17 protein-coding genes are annotated in these 17828 nt (G+C 43.6%); 6 read left to right on the plus strand and 11 right to left on the minus strand.

The genetic code is table 11. The features are described from left to right. Window positions 1–120 precede the first annotated feature (120 nt). From AB4623_RS15300 to AB4623_RS15320, 5 genes are all read right to left on the minus strand, one after another. On the minus strand, window positions 121–1113 hold the full coding sequence (locus AB4623_RS15300) for an ABC transporter substrate-binding protein (protein ID WP_017059592.1): 993 nt from the start codon (window positions 1111–1113) through the stop codon (window positions 121–123). A gap of 554 nt (window positions 1114–1667) precedes the next feature. Then, complete coding sequence (locus tag AB4623_RS15305; protein WP_017059593.1) at window positions 1668–2357, minus strand: tyrosine-protein kinase family protein; 690 nt, start codon at window positions 2355–2357, stop codon at window positions 1668–1670. Further along, window positions 2357–4456, minus strand: coding sequence for an SLBB domain-containing protein (locus AB4623_RS15310; protein WP_017067079.1), 2100 nt, complete (start codon window positions 4454–4456; stop codon window positions 2357–2359). The genes AB4623_RS15305 and AB4623_RS15310 overlap by 1 nt, the downstream gene beginning before the upstream one ends. After that, a complete protein-coding gene (locus AB4623_RS15315) occupies window positions 4453–5289 on the minus strand; it encodes an OmpA family protein (RefSeq protein WP_102428867.1) in 837 nt (278 codons plus the stop codon). Before AB4623_RS15315 ends, AB4623_RS15310 begins: the two co-directional genes overlap by 4 nt. A gap of 62 nt (window positions 5290–5351) precedes the next feature. Then, window positions 5352–5681, minus strand: coding sequence for an STAS domain-containing protein (locus tag AB4623_RS15320; RefSeq protein WP_102333326.1), 330 nt, complete (start codon window positions 5679–5681; stop codon window positions 5352–5354). A 311-nt stretch (window positions 5682–5992) separates the two neighbouring features. Between AB4623_RS15320 and AB4623_RS15325 the strand changes: the two genes are divergently transcribed. Continuing rightward, window positions 5993–6835, plus strand: coding sequence for a DNA ligase (locus AB4623_RS15325; RefSeq protein ID WP_102428866.1), 843 nt, complete (start codon window positions 5993–5995; stop codon window positions 6833–6835). 101 nt (window positions 6836–6936) lie between these two features. Here the strand turns inward: AB4623_RS15325 and AB4623_RS15330 are convergent, their stop codons facing one another. Further along, a complete protein-coding gene (locus AB4623_RS15330; RefSeq protein WP_048611045.1) occupies window positions 6937–8307 on the minus strand; it encodes an MATE family efflux transporter in 1371 nt (456 codons plus the stop codon). Window positions 8308–8760: 453 nt separating this feature from the next. On the opposite strand from AB4623_RS15330, the gene AB4623_RS15335 reads away from it, so the two are divergent. Continuing rightward, window positions 8761–9369, plus strand: coding sequence for a riboflavin synthase (locus AB4623_RS15335; RefSeq protein WP_017063887.1), 609 nt, complete (start codon window positions 8761–8763; stop codon window positions 9367–9369). Window positions 9370–9477: 108 nt separating this feature from the next. Here AB4623_RS15335 and AB4623_RS15340 read toward each other — a convergent pair whose 3' ends face one another. After that, on the minus strand, window positions 9478–9681 hold the full coding sequence (locus tag AB4623_RS15340; protein ID WP_017059600.1) for a CPXCG motif-containing cysteine-rich protein: 204 nt from the start codon (window positions 9679–9681) through the stop codon (window positions 9478–9480). Between the two features lie 63 nt (window positions 9682–9744). Then, window positions 9745–10611, minus strand: coding sequence for a fructosamine kinase family protein (locus tag AB4623_RS15345; protein ID WP_017059601.1), 867 nt, complete (start codon window positions 10609–10611; stop codon window positions 9745–9747). Between the two features lie 585 nt (window positions 10612–11196). On the opposite strand from AB4623_RS15345, the gene AB4623_RS15350 reads away from it, so the two are divergent. Continuing rightward, entirely contained in the window at window positions 11197–11541 is a 345-nt protein-coding gene (locus tag AB4623_RS15350) for a DUF3802 family protein (protein WP_010440912.1), read from the plus strand. Window positions 11542–11648: 107 nt separating this feature from the next. On the opposite strand, the gene AB4623_RS15355 is transcribed toward AB4623_RS15350, so the two are convergent. After that, window positions 11649–12134, minus strand: coding sequence for a C40 family peptidase (locus tag AB4623_RS15355; RefSeq protein ID WP_017059602.1), 486 nt, complete (start codon window positions 12132–12134; stop codon window positions 11649–11651). Between the two features lie 104 nt (window positions 12135–12238). Between AB4623_RS15355 and AB4623_RS15360 the strand changes: the two genes are divergently transcribed. Further along, window positions 12239–14284: a methyl-accepting chemotaxis protein gene (locus AB4623_RS15360; protein WP_372146804.1), complete on the plus strand. Its 2046-nt coding sequence runs from the start codon at window positions 12239–12241 to the stop codon at window positions 14282–14284. A 206-nt stretch (window positions 14285–14490) separates the two neighbouring features. On the opposite strand, the gene AB4623_RS15365 is transcribed toward AB4623_RS15360, so the two are convergent. Beyond that, window positions 14491–15294: a sterol desaturase family protein gene (locus AB4623_RS15365; protein ID WP_065584420.1), complete on the minus strand. Its 804-nt coding sequence runs from the start codon at window positions 15292–15294 to the stop codon at window positions 14491–14493. A 68-nt stretch (window positions 15295–15362) separates the two neighbouring features. Here AB4623_RS15365 and AB4623_RS15370 point away from each other — a divergent pair, with 68 nt between their 5' ends. Both AB4623_RS15370 and nagK read left to right on the plus strand, forming a co-directional pair. After that, window positions 15363–16109: a tRNA-uridine aminocarboxypropyltransferase gene (locus AB4623_RS15370; RefSeq protein ID WP_017080483.1), complete on the plus strand. Its 747-nt coding sequence runs from the start codon at window positions 15363–15365 to the stop codon at window positions 16107–16109. A 163-nt stretch (window positions 16110–16272) separates the two neighbouring features. Continuing rightward, the gene (gene nagK, locus AB4623_RS15375; RefSeq protein ID WP_004733781.1) at window positions 16273–17181 is read left to right on the plus strand and encodes an N-acetylglucosamine kinase; all 909 of its coding nucleotides are present in this window, start codon (window positions 16273–16275) and stop codon (window positions 17179–17181) included. 188 nt (window positions 17182–17369) lie between these two features. Here the strand turns inward: nagK and AB4623_RS15380 are convergent, their stop codons facing one another. Further along, window positions 17370–17636 carry a DUF2960 family protein gene (locus AB4623_RS15380; protein ID WP_004733780.1) on the minus strand — a complete coding sequence of 89 codons (267 nt, stop codon included), beginning with the start codon at window positions 17634–17636 and terminating at the stop codon, window positions 17370–17372. Window positions 17637–17828 lie beyond the last annotated feature (192 nt).

Consider the following 17828-nt stretch of genomic DNA (forward strand, 5'->3'; position numbering starts at 1 on the left):
TGTCCATGCGATAAGAAAATCGCTAATGAAAAGGGCTCCGAATCATGAATAACATCAAGTATAGCGACGTTATTTCTGTTTTATTGTTGAAGCGTAATTACTTGTTATTAAATCAAGCTCTTACAGCTGAGCTTCAACTTTCTTAGCCACTTCTTCAGAAACCCATGGGTGCCATACTTCTGGGAATTCACTTAAGAAATGCAGACTCGCTTCTTCGCCATCAGCTTGGTTGTCTTCCATCCAAGCAAGTAGCGAGTTCATTTTGTCGTTTGTGAAACCACGTTTAGTAAAGTAGTCGTACGCTTCAGGAGCACGTGACGCAAAACTTTCAGTGGTAATCGTGTGGACAGGTGAAGGCGGGTACATGGTTGCTTTTGGCGATTCACAATCTTCTTTGGTGGTACAGTTAAGGAACTCTTCCTCATTAACGCCACTGCCAAAGTCGACTTTAACCATGTCGTATTTACCTAGAACAGCGGTCGGTGCCCAGTAGTAACCAAACCAAGCTTCTTCACGTTCATAAGCTTTTGCGATAGAGCCAGATAAGCCGGCACTCGAGCCTGGATCAACAATCGTGAAACCGCTGTTTTCTAGCTCAAGAGCATTAAACAAGTTTCCGGCGCTGATCTGACAGTTCCAGCCTGCAGGGCAGCTGTAGAATGCAGATGTATCTGGGTCTTCAGGGTGTTTAAATAAGCTTGCGTTTTTGCGTACGCCTTCGATGGTTGCCATTTCAGGGTACTGTTTTACTAGGTAAGCTGGAACCCAAAAGCCTTCTTCGCCGCCGTTCACAAGTGCTTTACCTGCGTAGCGAAGACGTTTTTCTTCAACACCTTTATCTAATGCGTCTTTTAAGCTGTTGCTCCAAAGTTCAGGTGCAACATCAGGCTGGCCTTTTTCGATCATAGACGTGCCTGTTGGCATAGTGTCGCCAGGGATAAGTTCAGCATCACACCCATAACCATGTTCAAGGATGAATTGGTCGATATTGGCGATCAGTGTTGCAGAGTTCCAGTTCATATCTGCGATTGTTACGCTGCCACATTCTCCAGCGTTAGCATTACCGCTGGCTGCTGCTACTAACAAAAATACGGAGCTTAACTTGTATTTCATATTGAGTTTCCTTTCTCTTTAATAATACAACTAAGGTAACCAAGGTAAATTGATTATCTAAATTGCTCGATGGTGATCCTTTCCGTGTATTTGAACCATTTGAGCAGAAGGAGGGATGGGTGAAGTTTGAATAGATAAACGTGCAAAGTCAGTGAAGTGTGATTTGCCAATTCATCCACTGTGTTTCAACAGCCATCGGATAACTTTGTCAAACTATTACAAATTCGTCAAAAACCACCTCTATTTATAATCTTAGGGAATAATCGTACGAATTCCATCTTTGATGCGATTTACATGGCACTTTAATCGTCTGTGTCACATTACCGCTAAAGTTAGGTATGGGGCTGTTGATTTTTGAAGGGATTTAAAGGGGGTAAGACCATGATTGATGTGTGTGAAATGCGTTGAATGGTTTTTAAAATCTTATTTTTAATAATAACTTCGCCAAAAATACCCAATTTGGTTTTGAGTTATTCAGAGCTTTTGGAGCTTGAAGTCTAATAGGATAGGTAGCTGTCATGGTTTAATGACAGCCAGAAAGTAGCAAAAGAAAGTTACATCGGAAGGTTCAAAAACTCATTTTGATACAGCTTGTTTGCCAAGCTATCGCGAAGCTTAGCGGGGATGAATTTCATTCGATTGATTTGTCTGACCATCTCTTGTGCAAAGCTAGGCTTTTGTTTCATGTTCATCACGCAGCCCATTAGGTTGATACTTTGTGCATCAAGCAGCTTTTTCGCTTGTTCTAGGTGGTGACTCGACGTTTCACCATAGGCGACAACCATCAATGTGCTGTCACAAGCACTCGCCACAGACTGAGCCGGAATGTTGCCTTTGTTTATGTTGAGAAGCGGTGAGGTATCAATGATGACTCTGTCGTATTTCTCTAACCATTTGTTGACCACGTTTTGTAACGTTGTCGGATCTTTATAAGCCAATTGCGTTGAAGCAACTTGTGGAGCAGGGACACCGATAAACGTACGCTGAGATTCAACATGTTCTATCAGTTGACCTTGCTGATTATCTTCTAGCATATTCAAATCTTTGAAAGCAGGGTTGAATAAGTTGAGATCAACATAAAGCGTTGAATGACCCGCAAGAAGAAAACGCTCGGCTAATGCGGTTGCAATAGATGTTACGCCGTCACCTGAATGGCAGGCGGTGACGCATATTGATTTTTGGCCGTTAAGTTCAGAAGCTAAATACAGTTGCTCGACTTCGGCATGGGTCGCTGAAATTGTCATTATAAAGCTCCTATTAATACGATGGTGGTGGTGATACGCAGTATGTCATCAAGTCCGACGCGTGCTTTTTCAATAAAGCTTTCGCGACGGTCTGGGATGTAAATCGTGTCACCAGCGCGTAGCACCGGCAAGTTGTAAATGTTCGCCGTTTTGCTGAATTCAACAAGGTCAAAAGTACGAGCCTGACCTTGGCAGCAAGACATATTGACGATGGTAATTTTTTCTACATAAGCATTGTCGGTAGGTCCTGCTGCTTCTGCCAGAATATCTAGAATGGTCATGTTGTCGTTGAACACATAACGCCCCGGATTGTTAATCGCACCAAGCACACGAACGGTTTCTTCTTTCGGTGTATCTAACCAGTTTTTGCCTTTCTCTGGGATGTAAATCGTGTCGCCAGTGGTTACGTTTGGCAGTAACGATTCGTCACCGGTTTCAAAGTACAGTGATAAGTTAAGTTTGCTTACTTGCGAATAGGTTTTGTCACGATGCGTTACTCGAACGTTGTGGATGTCGGCATCCTTTGTTGGACCGTCAGCCGCAGACAAGATATCAAGGAAGTGCATGTCTTTGGTGAAGCGGTAACGACCGGGTGCATTCACTTGTCCAAAGATGTAGATCGAAGCATCAGAGCTTTGACGAACCCATTGTGATTTATTGTCTGAAGGATCTTGTGGCAAGTCGTGAACACGCACGATAGAGCCCGCTCGAATTTGTGGCATTTGGTCACGTGGCGCACCATTTCGAATAAAATCATCAAGGTTAAACACAACTAGCTTTCTACCAGTAACAACTTCGATTTTCGATGTGTCAGCGCGTAGCGTAGGGCCACCGACGTGTGCCAATAATCCCATGAAATTCATTTCATCTGACCATTCAATACGACCAGGTCGATTCACCTCACCAATCACGTTAACTGCTCTGTCTGGCGTGATTTTCAACCAAGACTTCTCGTTCATGTCGGTTTTCTCGGGAACGAAAATCGCGTCACCAGCTTTGATGCTAGGAGGGTTAGAGTTAGGTAAGCCTTCAGTGTAAGCCGCTAAATCGAATTTAAGCACTCTGCCATCTGCTTTGATAACACGGATTTGTCGTGACTCTGCAAATCGAGTTGGGCCGCCCGCATTCGCCAAGATATCCATAAAGGTCGCGTCTCTTTTGCCTTCAAAAGCACCAGGGGCTGCGACTTCGCCCATTACGTAAACCATGTTGGCGCCGGATTTGATCTCTTCTTCTTGCTTGGGAACGAAAATGGTCGCACCCGGGCGTAAAATTGGAAGCAGACTTTCGTCACCAGAATCTAAGTAACGTTTTAGGTTGAATAGCGTTGGGGTGTTGTTCGAAATCACTCGGATTTGCTCAACACTGGCATAACGAGTTACGCCGCCCGAACGCATAAGTACGTCGACAAGGTCGGTGTTCTCTTTGTAAGTGAACGAACCCGGCGCGTTCACCTCACCAAACACTTTGATGGAGTTACGAGAATCAGCACTGTCACCTGAGTTAGCAAGCTTTGCTGCGTCAAACTCTTGCTCGATGTTACCGACTAATGGAGAAGCTGGAACGAATAGTGAATCCAGTGATTGAAGAGTAGGTAATGCTGACTCGTCTCCTGAATCAAGGAATCGTTTGTAGTTAAACTCTTTCTTATCTGCGCCTCGCTTAAGAATCAGCTTATCCAGTTGCGCGCCCGGGCGTAAACCACCCGCAGCGTAAAGTGCCATTTGGATGCTAGAACCTAATGAGAGCGTGTATTCGCCAGGCTGTTCTACATAACCTTGCACGTAGATGATGATTTGCTGCTCTTTTACATACACTGAAGCGTTCGAAAGATCTTTGTAAGCGGTTGCCAGCGACTCTAGAACGACTTTGTTAAGCTGTTCGCTGTCGTAACCCGCAACAAACACAGCGCCTACTTCAGGAAGGGTAATACGGCCACGCTTATCCACTTGGAAACCTGTGTTTAAGGTACTTTCACCGGGTACGTTAACTTGGATAAGGTCACCGACTTGAACTGCATCTGAAAACTCGTCGTTAGCATTGACAACATTCGCAAAGCATAACGATAGGGTGATGATAAAAGCGATCAAGGATTTCATAATCCACCTCCCATTTTCTCGGCATTCTTAGGCGAGACAATTTCAATACTTACTCGGCGGTTCGTTAAACGCGTGCCGTCGGATTCACCTTCAAAAAGAGGGACGGTTTCGCCAACAGAGACGGCTTTGATTCGTTGAGCGCCTAGTCCAAAAATAGTCAGGTAGCGTTCGACTTGTTTCGCTCGTCCAAGTGCTAACTTGTCGTTGTATTCTTCGGCACCCGTTGCATCAGCATGGCCGGTAACAACAAGGTCTAGGGATTTGTGTTCTTTAAGTAAAGTGGTCGCCTCGGCCAGTCTTCCCATATATTTAGGATTTACTTCAGTCGAGTTTTCCGCAAATTGGTTGTCAACATTAAGCAGGTCATACAACTGTTCAATAACCGACAGTTGCATTCTAAATTGATTTTCATTTTTTGGTGGCTCACAGCGGGCTTGTGAAGTTACGTAATCCAGTTGGACCTCAAGTTCATTTAGGCGTTTTCTTTGGATCACTAAGTCGTTGGCTGCATCCAGTAGTAGACCGCCTTGAAGTTCACGAGCAATACGATTTTGCTTTTCGATTGCTTGAACAACAGCAGCTGGGAAACACCAACGAGCACCTTCTTGGATCAAAGCATCAAGGTGCAATTTAGCGAGCTGCCAATCAAAGCGTAATCCATGTTCTGGACCAAGAGGCTCGTCTGGCATGACAGGAGAGAAGTCTGAGTTTTGATAGTTAATAGAATCGTAACTTTCAGCCAAACCCCCTGTGCCTTGTTCAGGATAGCTAGTACAGCCACCCAGAACGAGAGCGGACAGAGAAAGGGCTATGTAGTTTTTCAGTGTTTTCATGCCAACGTCCTATGTTTCTAATTTTTCTTATTATTTTTTGTTACTTCTAGCTTAGTGGGTCTTCATGAATTTGCAGGATTTTTTGAATTTACTGGGATAGCGTGGCCAATACGCAGCAAGCTCATAATTTCAAGCGGTTGCCCCGTCACATTTTCAAGTCGCATATTGCGCTCGCGTTCAGTCAGACGTTTGAACATATAAACAATTGCGCCAACCCCAGATGAATCTAAAAACTCAACTTGGCTAAAATCAACTTCGATTTCAGGGTGGCCATCGTTAGAAATCACATCATCGATGTCGGTTTGTGCATCACGACTGCCTGCTGCATCCAGATCACCGAAAATAGAAAGTATCAGTGTCGTTGTGTTTAAATCAATCTTACGTAGTTCCATAGCGATATCTCCTTTTAAGTATGTATGGACAACTGCACTGAATGTGCCAACTTTTATGTTGTTATTTTTCAATAAGTTATGTTTAGTACGAATTCCTATCTCAAATTGAGAAAAGACGTTTCTCAATATGAGAACTAAAAACGGCGGAATATATGAGAGTTATAGGTCATTAATTTAATGAATAAATGAAAAGGTTAGATAAGGTTGATGAGTGGATCGCATCTTCTAGCAAAGGTTGTCTACCTACGTGTCAGAACGCTTAGGATTAAAGGCGTTTGTTGACCACTACAGATATCAATACGGAGCAGATGATGAGATTAACTAAATTGGCGATAGCAACTCTATGGGCGTGTTCGCTCTCTTCTCATTCATCCTATTTACCTCCCGACCATTTGGTACTGGCCAATACATACCAACAAGGCATTGATGTTTCTGAATACTGGAAGAGTGAAAAGCTTGATGGGATTCGGGCTCTTTGGGACGGACAACATCTTTATACACGCAATGGTAATCGCATTTACTCACCCAAGTGGTTTACTGAAAACTTGCCTAAGGTCCATCTCGAAGGAGAGTTGTGGGCAGGAAGGGGCAAGTTCCACCTTGTTCAATCTACCGTTCTCGACCATACGCCGAGTGACACAGCATGGCGCCAAATCGATTTCATGCTGTTTGATATGCCCGGCGCTGCGGGAGATTATCAAAAGCGCTATTACAACATTTTGCATTGGGTAAGCGTGATTGGAGAATCTCATGTCAGCTACATAGAACATGTACCAATTCACAGTGAAGAGGCTTTGTTTCATCAACTTGATAATGTCGATGAGCGTAATGGCGAAGGTTTGATGCTTAGAAAAATCACCAGTCGTTATCAAGCAGGCCGAAGTAATGATTTGGTAAAGCTTAAAAGGCATCACGATGCCGAAGCCACGGTTATTGGCTATAGGGGTGGGACAGGGAAGTACAAAGGGATGATGGGGTCAATTCTGGTTCACACAGAAGAGGGTGTGGAATTTTATATAGGTAGCGGGTTCACTGACCAAATGAGACTTGTACCGCCAGAGATCGGCAGCCGTATTACCTTTCGCTACAATGGTTTTACTCAAAACGGAAAACCCAAGTTTGCCCGCTTTGTACGAGAGAAGAGTGAATATTAAGGCAGATACGATCTACCTAACCATTAAACGAAAAAGAGCCCTGAAAATCAGAGCTCTTTTTTGTGTTCGAAATCAGATAGACCGACTAAGCGAGTGCGAATCTAACGAGAACTAAATTCTAACTGTACGTCATCATCCTGCTTGTGCATCCAGTGTAAGCGCATACCTAGCATAATCGCTGCTGATGTTAGACCGACAATGAAACCAATCCAGAAGCCGTGCGCGCCCATAGGTTCAACAATCCAATCTTTCATTCCTAAGATGTAGCCGATAGGAAGGCCAAGCAACCAGTAAGCAACGAAGGTAATGTTGAAGATTGAACGCATGTCTTTGTAGCCACGCAGAGCACCTGCAGCGATAACTTGGATGGCATCAGTACATTGATAAACCGCCGCGAACAACAGCAACTGCATTGCAACGGTAATTACCGCAGTGTTCTCTGTGTAAAGTAATGCAACCTGTTCTCTGAACAGGACAGTTAACGCCGCTGTCATTAAGGCTGTCACTAAACCAACAATGATACCTACGTGTGTCGCGATCTTAGCGCCTTCGGTGTTGTTTTCGCCCAACTTATGCCCAACACGAATACTCACGGCTGCACCGATACTCATTGGAATCATGAAGACCAGCGAAGAGAAGTTGATCGCGACTTGGTGCGCGGCAACAATCAATGAACCTAATGGTGCAACTAACAGAGAAACCACCGCAAACAGAGTTACCTCGAAGAAGATAGCGGCCGCCACTGGGAAACCAAGTCTAAACAGACGAATTTGAGCTTTAAGTTGCGGCTTATGGAACGTACCGAAGATGTTAATTTTCGCCAAACGCTTTGATGTTAAAACGTAAGCGAACAGCAGAGCAAACATCACCCAATATACGATAGCCGTTGCAACGCCACAGCCAACACCACCCAGAGCAGGAGCACCAAGTTTTCCGTATACGAACATCCAGTTCAGCGGGATGTTTAATAGCAAGCCAATAAAACCAATCACCATCGCAGGCTTGGTTAAAGACATACCATCGGTAAAGCTTCGCAATGTTTGGAACAACAAAAATGCAGGTACAGCAAACATCACCGCATTCATATAGCCGATGGTCTTTTCCGCCATGAGTTGTTCAATGTCCATCCACTCCAATATCAATTGCGTCTGGAACAGGACGCCAATGATTGGAAGGGAAATGACGAGTGCTAAAAAAGCACCTTGTTGAATCTCAAATGGAATTTTGACTTGTCGACCAGAACCATTCAGTTGTGCAACGACAGGAACCAACGCCATCAATAGACCGACACCAAATAAGATTGATGGTAGCCAGATACTTGCTGCAATAGAAACCGCCGCCATATCGATAGCACTTACGCCACCGGCCATTACGGTATCAACAAACCCCATTCCAGTTTGTGCAACAGATGCGATCAATACTGGGGTCGCAAGTTTGATTAGATTCGAGGATTCTTCTTTGTAACGATGCACAAACAACTCCAAATAAGAGGGAAAATTAGAATAATAGTGTAGGAAAGGACATTCTGAAGGAATCAGAGACAATGATCTTAAGCTTCCACTGGACGAATCATAAAGAAATGTCACAATAACTGCTATGAAAAACTGTTATTAGGGCGTGTTGATCTTTCGAGCTGATTTTTGCAGCGAGTTGCTGGGCCTTTTTACAAGGCAGAGGCTTTGATGTGTAGCTAGCCTACATGAGAAGCCGATAACGTAGTAAAAATGACCAGCAAACGCTGCCCGAAGGGTTCGAGCTGGGCGCCCCCGCAAAAAGCGTTTTACTCTTTGTTGAGGGAGATTTGCTTAGGATGCTAGGCTACTTCCCCCTCGCCGCGATTAAAACGTTTTTGACTAGGCGTCCCCATCCGAACAAAATTTAACCGCGAAAGGTCAACACGCCCTAGAATACTAAATAGGAATCTTATGTTTACAGGTATCGTTCAAGGCATGGCAACACTGGTTGCTATCAACAAAAAAGAGTCGTTTCAAACTCATACCATTGAGCTAAGCGATGAAATGGTTGAAGGATTAGCCATTGGTGCTTCAGTAGCTCATAACGGTTGTTGCTTAACGGTAACGGAAATTTCAGGTAACCAGATTGCTTTTGATTTAATGCAAGCGACATTGCGATTGACGAACTTAGGCCAACTGAATGTTGGTGACAAAGTGAATGTTGAGCGTGCAGCAAAGTTTGGTGACGAAATTGGCGGGCATAGCATGTCTGGCCACATTACTCTGATGGCTAACCTAGTCGATGTGATTAAAACAGAAAACAACCGTACACTTTGGTTCGAACTACCAGAAGAATCGATGAAGTACGTATTGAGTAAGGGTTACATTGGTGTTGATGGTTGTTCATTGACGATTGGTGAAGTGGAAGAGAACCGTTTCTCTGTTCACCTGATCCCAGAAACTCTGAATCGTACTCTGTTTGGCGGCCGTGAAGTAGGCGACCAAGTGAACATTGAGTTCGATCCACAAACGCAGGCAATTGTTGATACTGTCGAGCGTGTATTAGCGAACCAGAAATAGCCACTAAGCGCATTGAATCGGTGGCAATAAAATCACACCGATGACCAAATTAAAAAAGAGCACGTGAGGTGCTCTTTTTTGATCATGGTTTAAACGAGAAACTGATTGTCAGAATACTTGTTCATCATCGGCATCAATCGAAAGGTTGATTCTGTCTCTTACTTCGTCAACCTGCATATCCAAATGAATGGCATTGCAACACGCTGGACAATCATCATAGAAGTCTTGGCTACCATTAGATGCATCAAGCGTGATGTTAATACCGTGCCCACAATGCGGACAGGAGACATGTTTCTCTGTGTATTTATGCATGGCAAATTCTCCTCACTGTAACTGATACCAATCGTATTCGGTTATAAACAGCTGTAATTGGTATTAAACGGCCTGTATCTTCTGAATGCATGCTTCAGTGTGTGCTAAATATTCGCCGCCAAATTGATTGCAGTGGTTAAGAAGATGGTACAAGTTGTAAATGTCTTTCCGATCAGTATAGCCAACGTCGAGTGGATTGACGCTCTGGTAACCTTCATAAAACTCTTTAGGGAAACCTTCAAACAATTCAGTTAACGCCAAATCACACTCATGGTCCCCCCAGTAACAAGCAGGGTCGTAGCAAATTGGGCCAAACGCAGAGTTAGCAACATTGCCATTCCAAAGATCCCCATGAAGCAAAGAAGGGCGAGGGTTGTGGCCAGCAAGACGCATATTCACCACATCAACGATGTCATCGATATCACCAAACTCGATGCCTTTCTCTTTGAGCAGTTGCAGTTGGAAACCAATGCGTTGCTCAGAGAAAAAGCGACCCCATTTCTTATGCCAAGGGTTGGGTTGAAGTGTGCTGCCGATATAGTTGTCTTGGTCGCAACCAAACTCTTTTTGCTCGCCCCATTGATGAAGCCGCGCAAGCTGAACGCCGAAATCGAAGCTATTGTTGCCCGTCTCGAGCGGTTTGGTCGGCAAGTAATTCAGAATAATGAACGAGCACTCTTTGGTTTTGCCAATAAGCACCAACTCAGGAACGTAAACAGTGGAGGTTTCTCTTAACAAGCGTAAGTTCTCAGCTTCAATTTCAAACTTAGGTAAAAATTCTCGCTGATTCACTTTCACAAAGTAACGCTCATTACCATCGCTGATCATATAGCAATCGTTAATGTCGCCACCAGAAACCTTGGTACGTTCAGTAATCTGAAAGTTAAATAGAAGAGTATCTGAAAGTTGTTGAGAAATGGCCTGCCACATAGGAAATCCTCAAAGACTGAAAGTTAAAAAGATTGAAGGTTAGAAATACTGTTTGTTTAATAGCAATAGTTTAGGATAAATCTGAACAATTTATAGACGCACTCGTCAATGTTCTTAGCTCTTCTTCATCTTACGTAGAATCAATTGGCCGAATTGTGAACTCGAACTGATTCAAGCTCTTTGAAATACAAACATAAATTGAAAACCTGACGTGATGAAATAGTTTGGAACTGGTCTCACAATCGAAACGGTTTTGAACGCCACAAACTGGAAAAGAGGTTTGAGCTTGTTATTGTCTAGCGACTAAATCAAATGAGCTTTTAGAGTAAGTTGAAAGGGCTATTGTTAACTGGCGCAATACTTTGCTTCAAAGTTTGTCTTACACTTCTTTAGCGTGAATTTACTTATGTCGTAAGTAGGCAGGTATACCACATAAAGCTATATCGATTTAATTTTAAGCTGAAATACTAACTAGGATCATTTAAATGTGGTTTTGGGCAATAAAGTGATGACAAATAGCTTCATTTACATAGTATTAGGCAAGTACGTATTAATCTGCTCTAGAGCTTAAAACGGAGAATTATTGTGGTTGTAGAAACCGATGGCTATTTGGCTTTAATCGAGCACCTATCATTCAACCTTGATGTGTTTACCAATAGTAATGGTGATACTGGAAACGAAAGTGTCGAAGACATTGTTACCGACATGATTTCAACAAACATCATGGCTATTTTCGAGCAAAACCCAGAGTTGCATTCGAGCGTTCGTTTTCAACTTTTGAAAGAAGCAGATGCCGTAGTAGCGGATCTTGGTGAAGTATTAGCGGGTGTGTGGGCTAAGAAAGCGACTAACGAACAAATTGTATTCCTCGATGAGTACATCGCGTTAGTGAAGAACCTGTTTGATACTGCTGTTGCTAAATACGATTAACGGTTTGTTTGCTCATTTATCGTCGTAATTAATCAGCATAATAACAACGGGCGTTTAAGTCGTATCTTTCTAGAGTTACCTCGCTCAGCGGTTTATCTTTCGAACCGCTATAAACGCCTAAAGTGCCAAAACTTGGATGCCCAGTAAGGGTTATCTAACCTAGAAATAATGACACCTTTCGATGTCGAGGCATGTAGAAATTGGTTGTTTCCTAAATAAACGCCTACATGTCGCACCGTCATCGAAGTCTTGAAAAACACCAAGTCACCGCTTGTTGCCTGCCCATACGCAATTTCTTTTCCCTTTTTACTCTGGTCTTTTGTGGTTCTTGGTAGAGCTTGTTGAGTCGCATTTTGCACGGCGATTTGAACAAAAGCAGAGCAATCTATACCTCGAAATGAGGTCCCACCGAAATGGTATGGCACGCCTTTCCACTGTTCGTACACGCTCATATAAGCGTTTGTAGTCAATTGTTCTGACTTTGATAGGGGTTTCTGTGCGGTTTGACTAAGCTGAGAAGGCGAAGGTGACGAGCTACAAGCAGCCAATGTTGCTAAAGTTATTGTAACTACAGCCATTTTTCTGATTTTCATATGTAACTCTTCTGACAAAAAACTGAAATAAAAACGTCATCAAGGACTTCTAGTATACGACCTAACTTAAGGATATCTCTTTTCGTAGTCAAACTGGATTTCACATGCCCGACACAAATTTATCAATAAAACCCTCACGTTATACATTCTCGCTCATTCAAACCGTCACTGCTGTATTTATTTCCATTCTTTTACTTGTTACTTTTTTATCAATGGTTAGCATTCGGGGCGTTGAACGGGTCGGGGGACATTTTGATGCACTCTCGGAACAAGCATTACCCCTTGCTCTACATAACGCCGAATTAACGCAAAGCGTATTAGAACAAGTAAAACTTCTCACTTACAGCACCCAATCAACCGACTTAGATACACTGAATGCCACAAGGGGCTCAATTGACCAACTCGCGACAGAGAGCAATACCACGCTAGAGGAACTTCTTTTTATTTCCCAATCTTTTCCTGATGCGATCTCTTTAGAGCAACAACAAATCCTTGTCGATGACATGGCGCAACTGCAAGCTATGACCAACACGGTACTGCTGGCGCAGATTGAGATTCAAAGTAAGCAAAATCTGATCGACAGTAAAATGGGCGAGTTCCGTTATGGCGTTGGATCTATCGGACCAGAAATGAATCGAATCAGCTCATTCTTGGTTGAAGACAACCCAGAAGCGAGCGATGCAGCGAACCGATTTACATCCAGCGCGTCTGCTATGGCGAACACCTTCTTGATGCTGATGATGCAATCTGACATTGATAAAGCACAAGACGAATACCGTCAATTGAGAAACCGAATCGCAGGTCTGAACTTGGCTTACAGCGACTTTGCCGATTGGCACCCAGATATCGCTGAGTTCGCGAGCTTGACGGCGCCTTACGAGATGGTGAAAGAAGGCTTTACCGAAGAAGGCGTAATCAAACAAATCCTCTTGAAACTCGAACTGGTTCAGCAGCAAGAGCAAAACTTAACGCAAGTCATTAACTTAGCGAACACCGTCATTAGCACATTGAATCAGCTGTCTTCCACCGCTTCCCACCTGATTGATGAAAGTGAACTGGTTGTAAATCAAACCATTACCAATATTGATGGTGTGTTGTTTATCAGCGGGCTAGTGATTGCCGTAATCATTGTGATTTCATGGTTCGTGTTACGCCGTTGGATGAATAAAGGGCTTAAAAACATAACTCAACAGTTGAGTTCACTGGCAGATCATGACTTCTCTAAACAGAGTGAATTACTGGGGCCGCTAGAGCTGCAAGTTATTACTTCAAAACTCAATACGGTCGTTGATTCAACCGCAGATTCGGTTCGTTTAGTAACGCGCAACTGTGAGACGCTTTATCAAACGGCAGAAGTAAGCCACGACGCTGCAGAGCAAACCAATTCGAGCTTGAACGAGCAGAACGAATCACTTCAGAATATGATCACCACCATTACGGAGCTGGAAGCATCGATTGGTGAGATTGCTCGTATCTCTAACGCATCGAACGACGATGCTCAAATAGCAGAAGATGAGTCAGTGAATGGCAGCCAAGTGGTTGGCCTTAACCAACAACGATTACAAGCGCTTGAGCACTCTCTTAGCATGAGTGAAGAGTCGATGGCTGACTTGGATGGTCGAGTGAAACAGATTCGTGAAATGGTCGACATGATCAGTGGTATCGCTGAAAACACCAACTTATTGGCACTGAACGCTGCGATAGAAGCGGCGCGAGCAGGTGAACAAGGTCGAGGTTTTGCGGTAGTTGCAGACGAAGTGCGTAAATTGGCGAGCGGCACATCCCAGCAAACCACCAATATTCGTAGCATGATGAACGAACTAGTAGCGGCAGCAGATCGCTCACGTGCTTCTGTAACGGAATCGAGAAGTGAGATGGCCAATGCACTGGAAACCAGTGGCGATGTAAGACAAGCCTTCGAGAAAATCGAATTTGCGGTTAGCCAGATCAAAGGGCGTGTTGAGCAAATCATGGTGGCTACCGAAGAACAAGCTCGTGCAACTGTCGATGTTACCCATTCAATCACTCGAGTATCTGAGCAGGGCGAGAATACTAAGCTGCAACTTGAATCTATGATCGAGAGTTCAGAGCAAGTCGGAGAGATAGCAGGGCACCAACAAGCCATGCTTCATAAGTACGTGCTGAAATAGACGAGCGTGATAGTTAAGCTAGTGTGCGAAAGAGTTTAAGCACTAGCAGTACTTAATCATTAACTACGCTTATAACGACTATCGATACAGAAGCGCCCTTAAGTTCTCACAAGAATCTAAGGGCGTTTTGTTTTCGGATTAAGATAACTTTGGTATTAAGCTAAGGTTGGTCTCAATATAAGCTTGAGACTCAACTGAATTCGAACTTAATCTTTCGTTGTCGGGAATCGTGCAAATGGCTGACGTAACATTAAATCTAGCCGTTGCTCTTTACCATCTTGAATCTCGGGAACACCAATATGCACCTTGTCATGACCAAGCTTGGGTTGGGCGCGGTAAGTCTTAAACCAGATGTCCCACACTGATAAAAAGAAGCCAAAGTTTGAGTGCGTTTCCTTAACAATGACTGAGTGATGAACGCGGTGCATGTCTGGTGTCACAATCACTTTTCTCAATCGTTTATCGAACCATAGCGGAAGACGTGCATTACTGTGGTTAAACATCGCACTCGCATTAAGAACAATTTCAAATATCACGACCGCAATGACAGGCACACCAAGTGCGATCACCAAACTCACTTTGATGAGCATTGAAAGAATCATCTCAATAGGGTGAAAGCGCGTTCCGGTTGTGACATCAATATCTAGGTCCGCATGGTGAACTCGATGTAGCTTCCACAACCAAGGAACACGGTGAAACACCAAGTGCTGCAGGTAAATGGCGCAATCTAACAGTAATACGCAGACCAGAATGGTGAGTTCTTTCGGAAGTGACAGGGTATTGAACAGACCCCATTGGTTTTCTTGCGCAATGACCGCCGCTTGGAATGCTGCAATAGGAATCAGAGTGGCTAATAGAAAGCTGTTCAAAGCGACCAGCGCAAAGTTGTTTCCCCAACGAAACCACTTGTTTTGAGTCAGTGTTTTACGCGGAAAACGGTATTCCCAAAGCGCACACAATCCAAAAACGACAATAAAACAAACAAGGCGAAGCAGTGATGGGTCTTGCATGGGAATTCCTTCTATCATTCTAAGGACACTGTAAGTACAATCGTGCCACTTTTCTAGAGTTATCGTTATTGTCCATGAGAATCCACGCTTTTCACCGTTTATATCAACATCGTTTATCCATTGCTACCAAACCGTTTAATGCGCGCGGGTGTAAAGTCGTGCGATGTGAATTCTGCAAAATCAAACAAGACAGCTGTATCTGTGAGCATCAACCTAACGTTGATACGAACGTCGCGACTATGTTGATCTTGTCAGACAACGAAATCTTAAAGCCAAGTAATACCGGCCGTTTGATTGTTGATACGGTTAAAGACAGTTACGCCTACCTTTGGCATCGTACTGAGCCAAATCAAGAGATGTTGGATGTCCTCAAAGATGACAAATACCAACCTGTGATCGTATTCCCTGAAGACTATACCGACGACAAAACGCGCGTAGTTCAAGATCTGCCACAAATGCGTGACCCAAACAAAACACTATTGCTGATTTTCATTGATGGCAGTTGGCGCGAAGCACGACGTATCTTCCGTCGCTCAGAGTATCTGCAAGATTTACCGGTGTTGTCGATTGAGCCGGAATCGGTTTCTCAATACATGATGCGTAAGTCAGACAACGAACAACATCTATCAACGGCCGAAGTAGCGAGCTTAGTTTTGAAACAAGCCGGTGAAGAACAGGGCGCTAAGACTTTACAGCTATGGTTTGAAGCATTTCGTGAAAGCTACATGTTGAGTAAGACGCGTTATAAGTCCGATCCAACCAAACCAAGCCTGAATGCTTTCATAGAGCATACTAAAAGTGAGACGTCACTCTAACCTTTAACCGCTTTGTGCTGACTTGTTGTTCAAACAGATTCGAACACGAGATAAGTTTGTTATCTATCACGGTTTGTAGGGGGAGTGTTATGGATAATGCTTCCTAGTTGTTTAATTTAAAAATTTTATTTGCCCGAATTTAGGGAAAAATTGGAGAGATTTCATGTATTACGGCTTTGATGTTGGCGGCACAAAAATTGAGTTTGGTGCGTTCAATGAAAAACTTGAGCGAGTAGCAACCGAACGCGTACCAACGCCTACTGAAGATTATCAACTGCTACTTGATACGATTGCCGGTTTGGTAAAAAAATACGATAGCGAATTCTCTTGCGAAGGCAAAATTGGCCTTGGTCTTCCAGGCATGGAAGATGCGGACGACGGCACTATGCTTGTTGTTAACGTACCGGCTTCAACAGGTAAGCCATTACGCAAAGACTTAGAAGCGCTGATTGGTCGTAGTGTTAAAATCGAGAACGATGCGAACTGTTTTGCGCTGTCTGAAGCGTGGGATGATGAATTGAAAGATGAACCATCAGTAGCTGGCCTAATTCTAGGTACTGGTTTTGGTGGTGGTTTGGTTTTTGATGGCAAAGTATTTTCAGGACGTAACCACGTTGCTGGCGAGCTCGGCCATATGCGTCTTCCTATTGATGCATGGTTCCACCTTGGCGACAACGCACCGTTACTAGGCTGTGGTTGTGGCAAGAAAGGTTGTTTAGACAGCTACCTATCTGGTCGCGGCTTTGAACTGATTTATGAGCACTACTTCGGTGAGAAAAAGAAAGCGATTGAAATCATCCAAGCGTACAACGAAGGCGAAGCAAAAGCAGCTGAGCACGTTGACCGTTTCATGGAACTATTGGCTATCTGTTTCGCAAACCTATTTACTGCACTTGACCCGCATGTTGTAGCACTAGGTGGTGGACTTTCAAACTTCGAACTTATCTACGAAGAGATGCCAAAGCGTGTTCCTAAATACCTATTGTCTGTAGCGAAATGTCCAAAGATCATCAAAGCGAAGCACGGTGATTCAGGTGGCGTTCGTGGCGCAGCATTCCTTAACATTAAGTAATCATTACTTACCGTTAAGCTAATTAAGGTTAGATAGTTAAAAGCATAAATAAAAATGCCGCAATCTCAAAAGAGGTTGCGGCATTTTTTATTGTTCGGTGTTTCCGTTTCTTTAGCTCTTAACTTCTTAGCTCTCAAGTGCAAACGAAAAGCAAGAAACTACAGAACGAGAAAAAGAAGCCAGAGGGCTTACTTCTTCTTTTTACCAACACCAAGGTTGTCTTTTTGCTTCAACGTAAGCTTAGTAAAGCCAAGCTTGCGGAAATAGTTGTCTTGGTAGTTACGAACCGCTTTAGTATCAGAAATAAACTCAAGCTGTTGCTCAGTTTTTAGGTACTCAGTGATGTCGATACCTTCGGCTGCAGCTACAGCTTCTTGGATCGTGCGGTGTTCTTGTTTCGAAAACAGTAACTCTTTGTCTTCGTCTTTGTAAGTGTACAGAATGGTACGAGCCATGATGCTCTCCAATAGAATTATTACTTTGCGCGCACTCTACATAAAAACAGTACGTGGCTCAAGGTTATGATAAGAAATCTTAAGATTATCGTTCTAACGTTTAGCGTAATTTAAGCTATTTGTCTTTTAGGCAACGAACAGGTTGTCTTTCACGAAACGAAAAGAACAAAAAGCCCCTTAACATCGAAAGCT

Origin of the sequence: Vibrio sp. 10N.222.52.C12 (genome assembly GCF_041474215.1) — a bacterium.
GTDB lineage: Bacteria > Pseudomonadota > Gammaproteobacteria > Enterobacterales > Vibrionaceae > Vibrio > Vibrio crassostreae_C.

Bases quoted from the DNA above. Each gene is read 5' to 3' on its own strand.
- AB4623_RS15345 (WP_017059601.1), bottom strand. From the start codon at position 10,611: ATGTGGCAGGCCATTTCTCAACAACTTTCAGATACTCTTCTATTTAAC.
- AB4623_RS15320 (WP_102333326.1), bottom strand. From the start codon at position 5,681: ATGGAACTACGTAAGATTGATTTAAACACAACGACACTGATACTTTCT.
- AB4623_RS15360 (WP_372146804.1), top strand. From the start codon at position 12,239: ATGCCCGACACAAATTTATCAATAAAACCCTCACGTTATACATTCTCG.
- AB4623_RS15380 (WP_004733780.1), bottom strand. From the start codon at position 17,636: ATGGCTCGTACCATTCTGTACACTTACAAAGACGAAGACAAAGAGTTA.
- AB4623_RS15325 (WP_102428866.1), top strand. From the start codon at position 5,993: ATGAGATTAACTAAATTGGCGATAGCAACTCTATGGGCGTGTTCGCTC.
- AB4623_RS15315 (WP_102428867.1), bottom strand. From the start codon at position 5,289: ATGAAAACACTGAAAAACTACATAGCCCTTTCTCTGTCCGCTCTCGTT.
- AB4623_RS15335 (WP_017063887.1), top strand. From the start codon at position 8,761: ATGTTTACAGGTATCGTTCAAGGCATGGCAACACTGGTTGCTATCAAC.
- AB4623_RS15340 (WP_017059600.1), bottom strand. From the start codon at position 9,681: ATGCATAAATACACAGAGAAACATGTCTCCTGTCCGCATTGTGGGCAC.
- AB4623_RS15310 (WP_017067079.1), bottom strand. From the start codon at position 4,456: ATGAAATCCTTGATCGCTTTTATCATCACCCTATCGTTATGCTTTGCG.
- AB4623_RS15355 (WP_017059602.1), bottom strand. From the start codon at position 12,134: ATGAAAATCAGAAAAATGGCTGTAGTTACAATAACTTTAGCAACATTG.
- nagK (WP_004733781.1), top strand. From the start codon at position 16,273: ATGTATTACGGCTTTGATGTTGGCGGCACAAAAATTGAGTTTGGTGCG.
- AB4623_RS15365 (WP_065584420.1), bottom strand. From the start codon at position 15,294: ATGCAAGACCCATCACTGCTTCGCCTTGTTTGTTTTATTGTCGTTTTT.
- AB4623_RS15305 (WP_017059593.1), bottom strand. From the start codon at position 2,357: ATGACAATTTCAGCGACCCATGCCGAAGTCGAGCAACTGTATTTAGCT.
- AB4623_RS15300 (WP_017059592.1), bottom strand. From the start codon at position 1,113: ATGAAATACAAGTTAAGCTCCGTATTTTTGTTAGTAGCAGCAGCCAGC.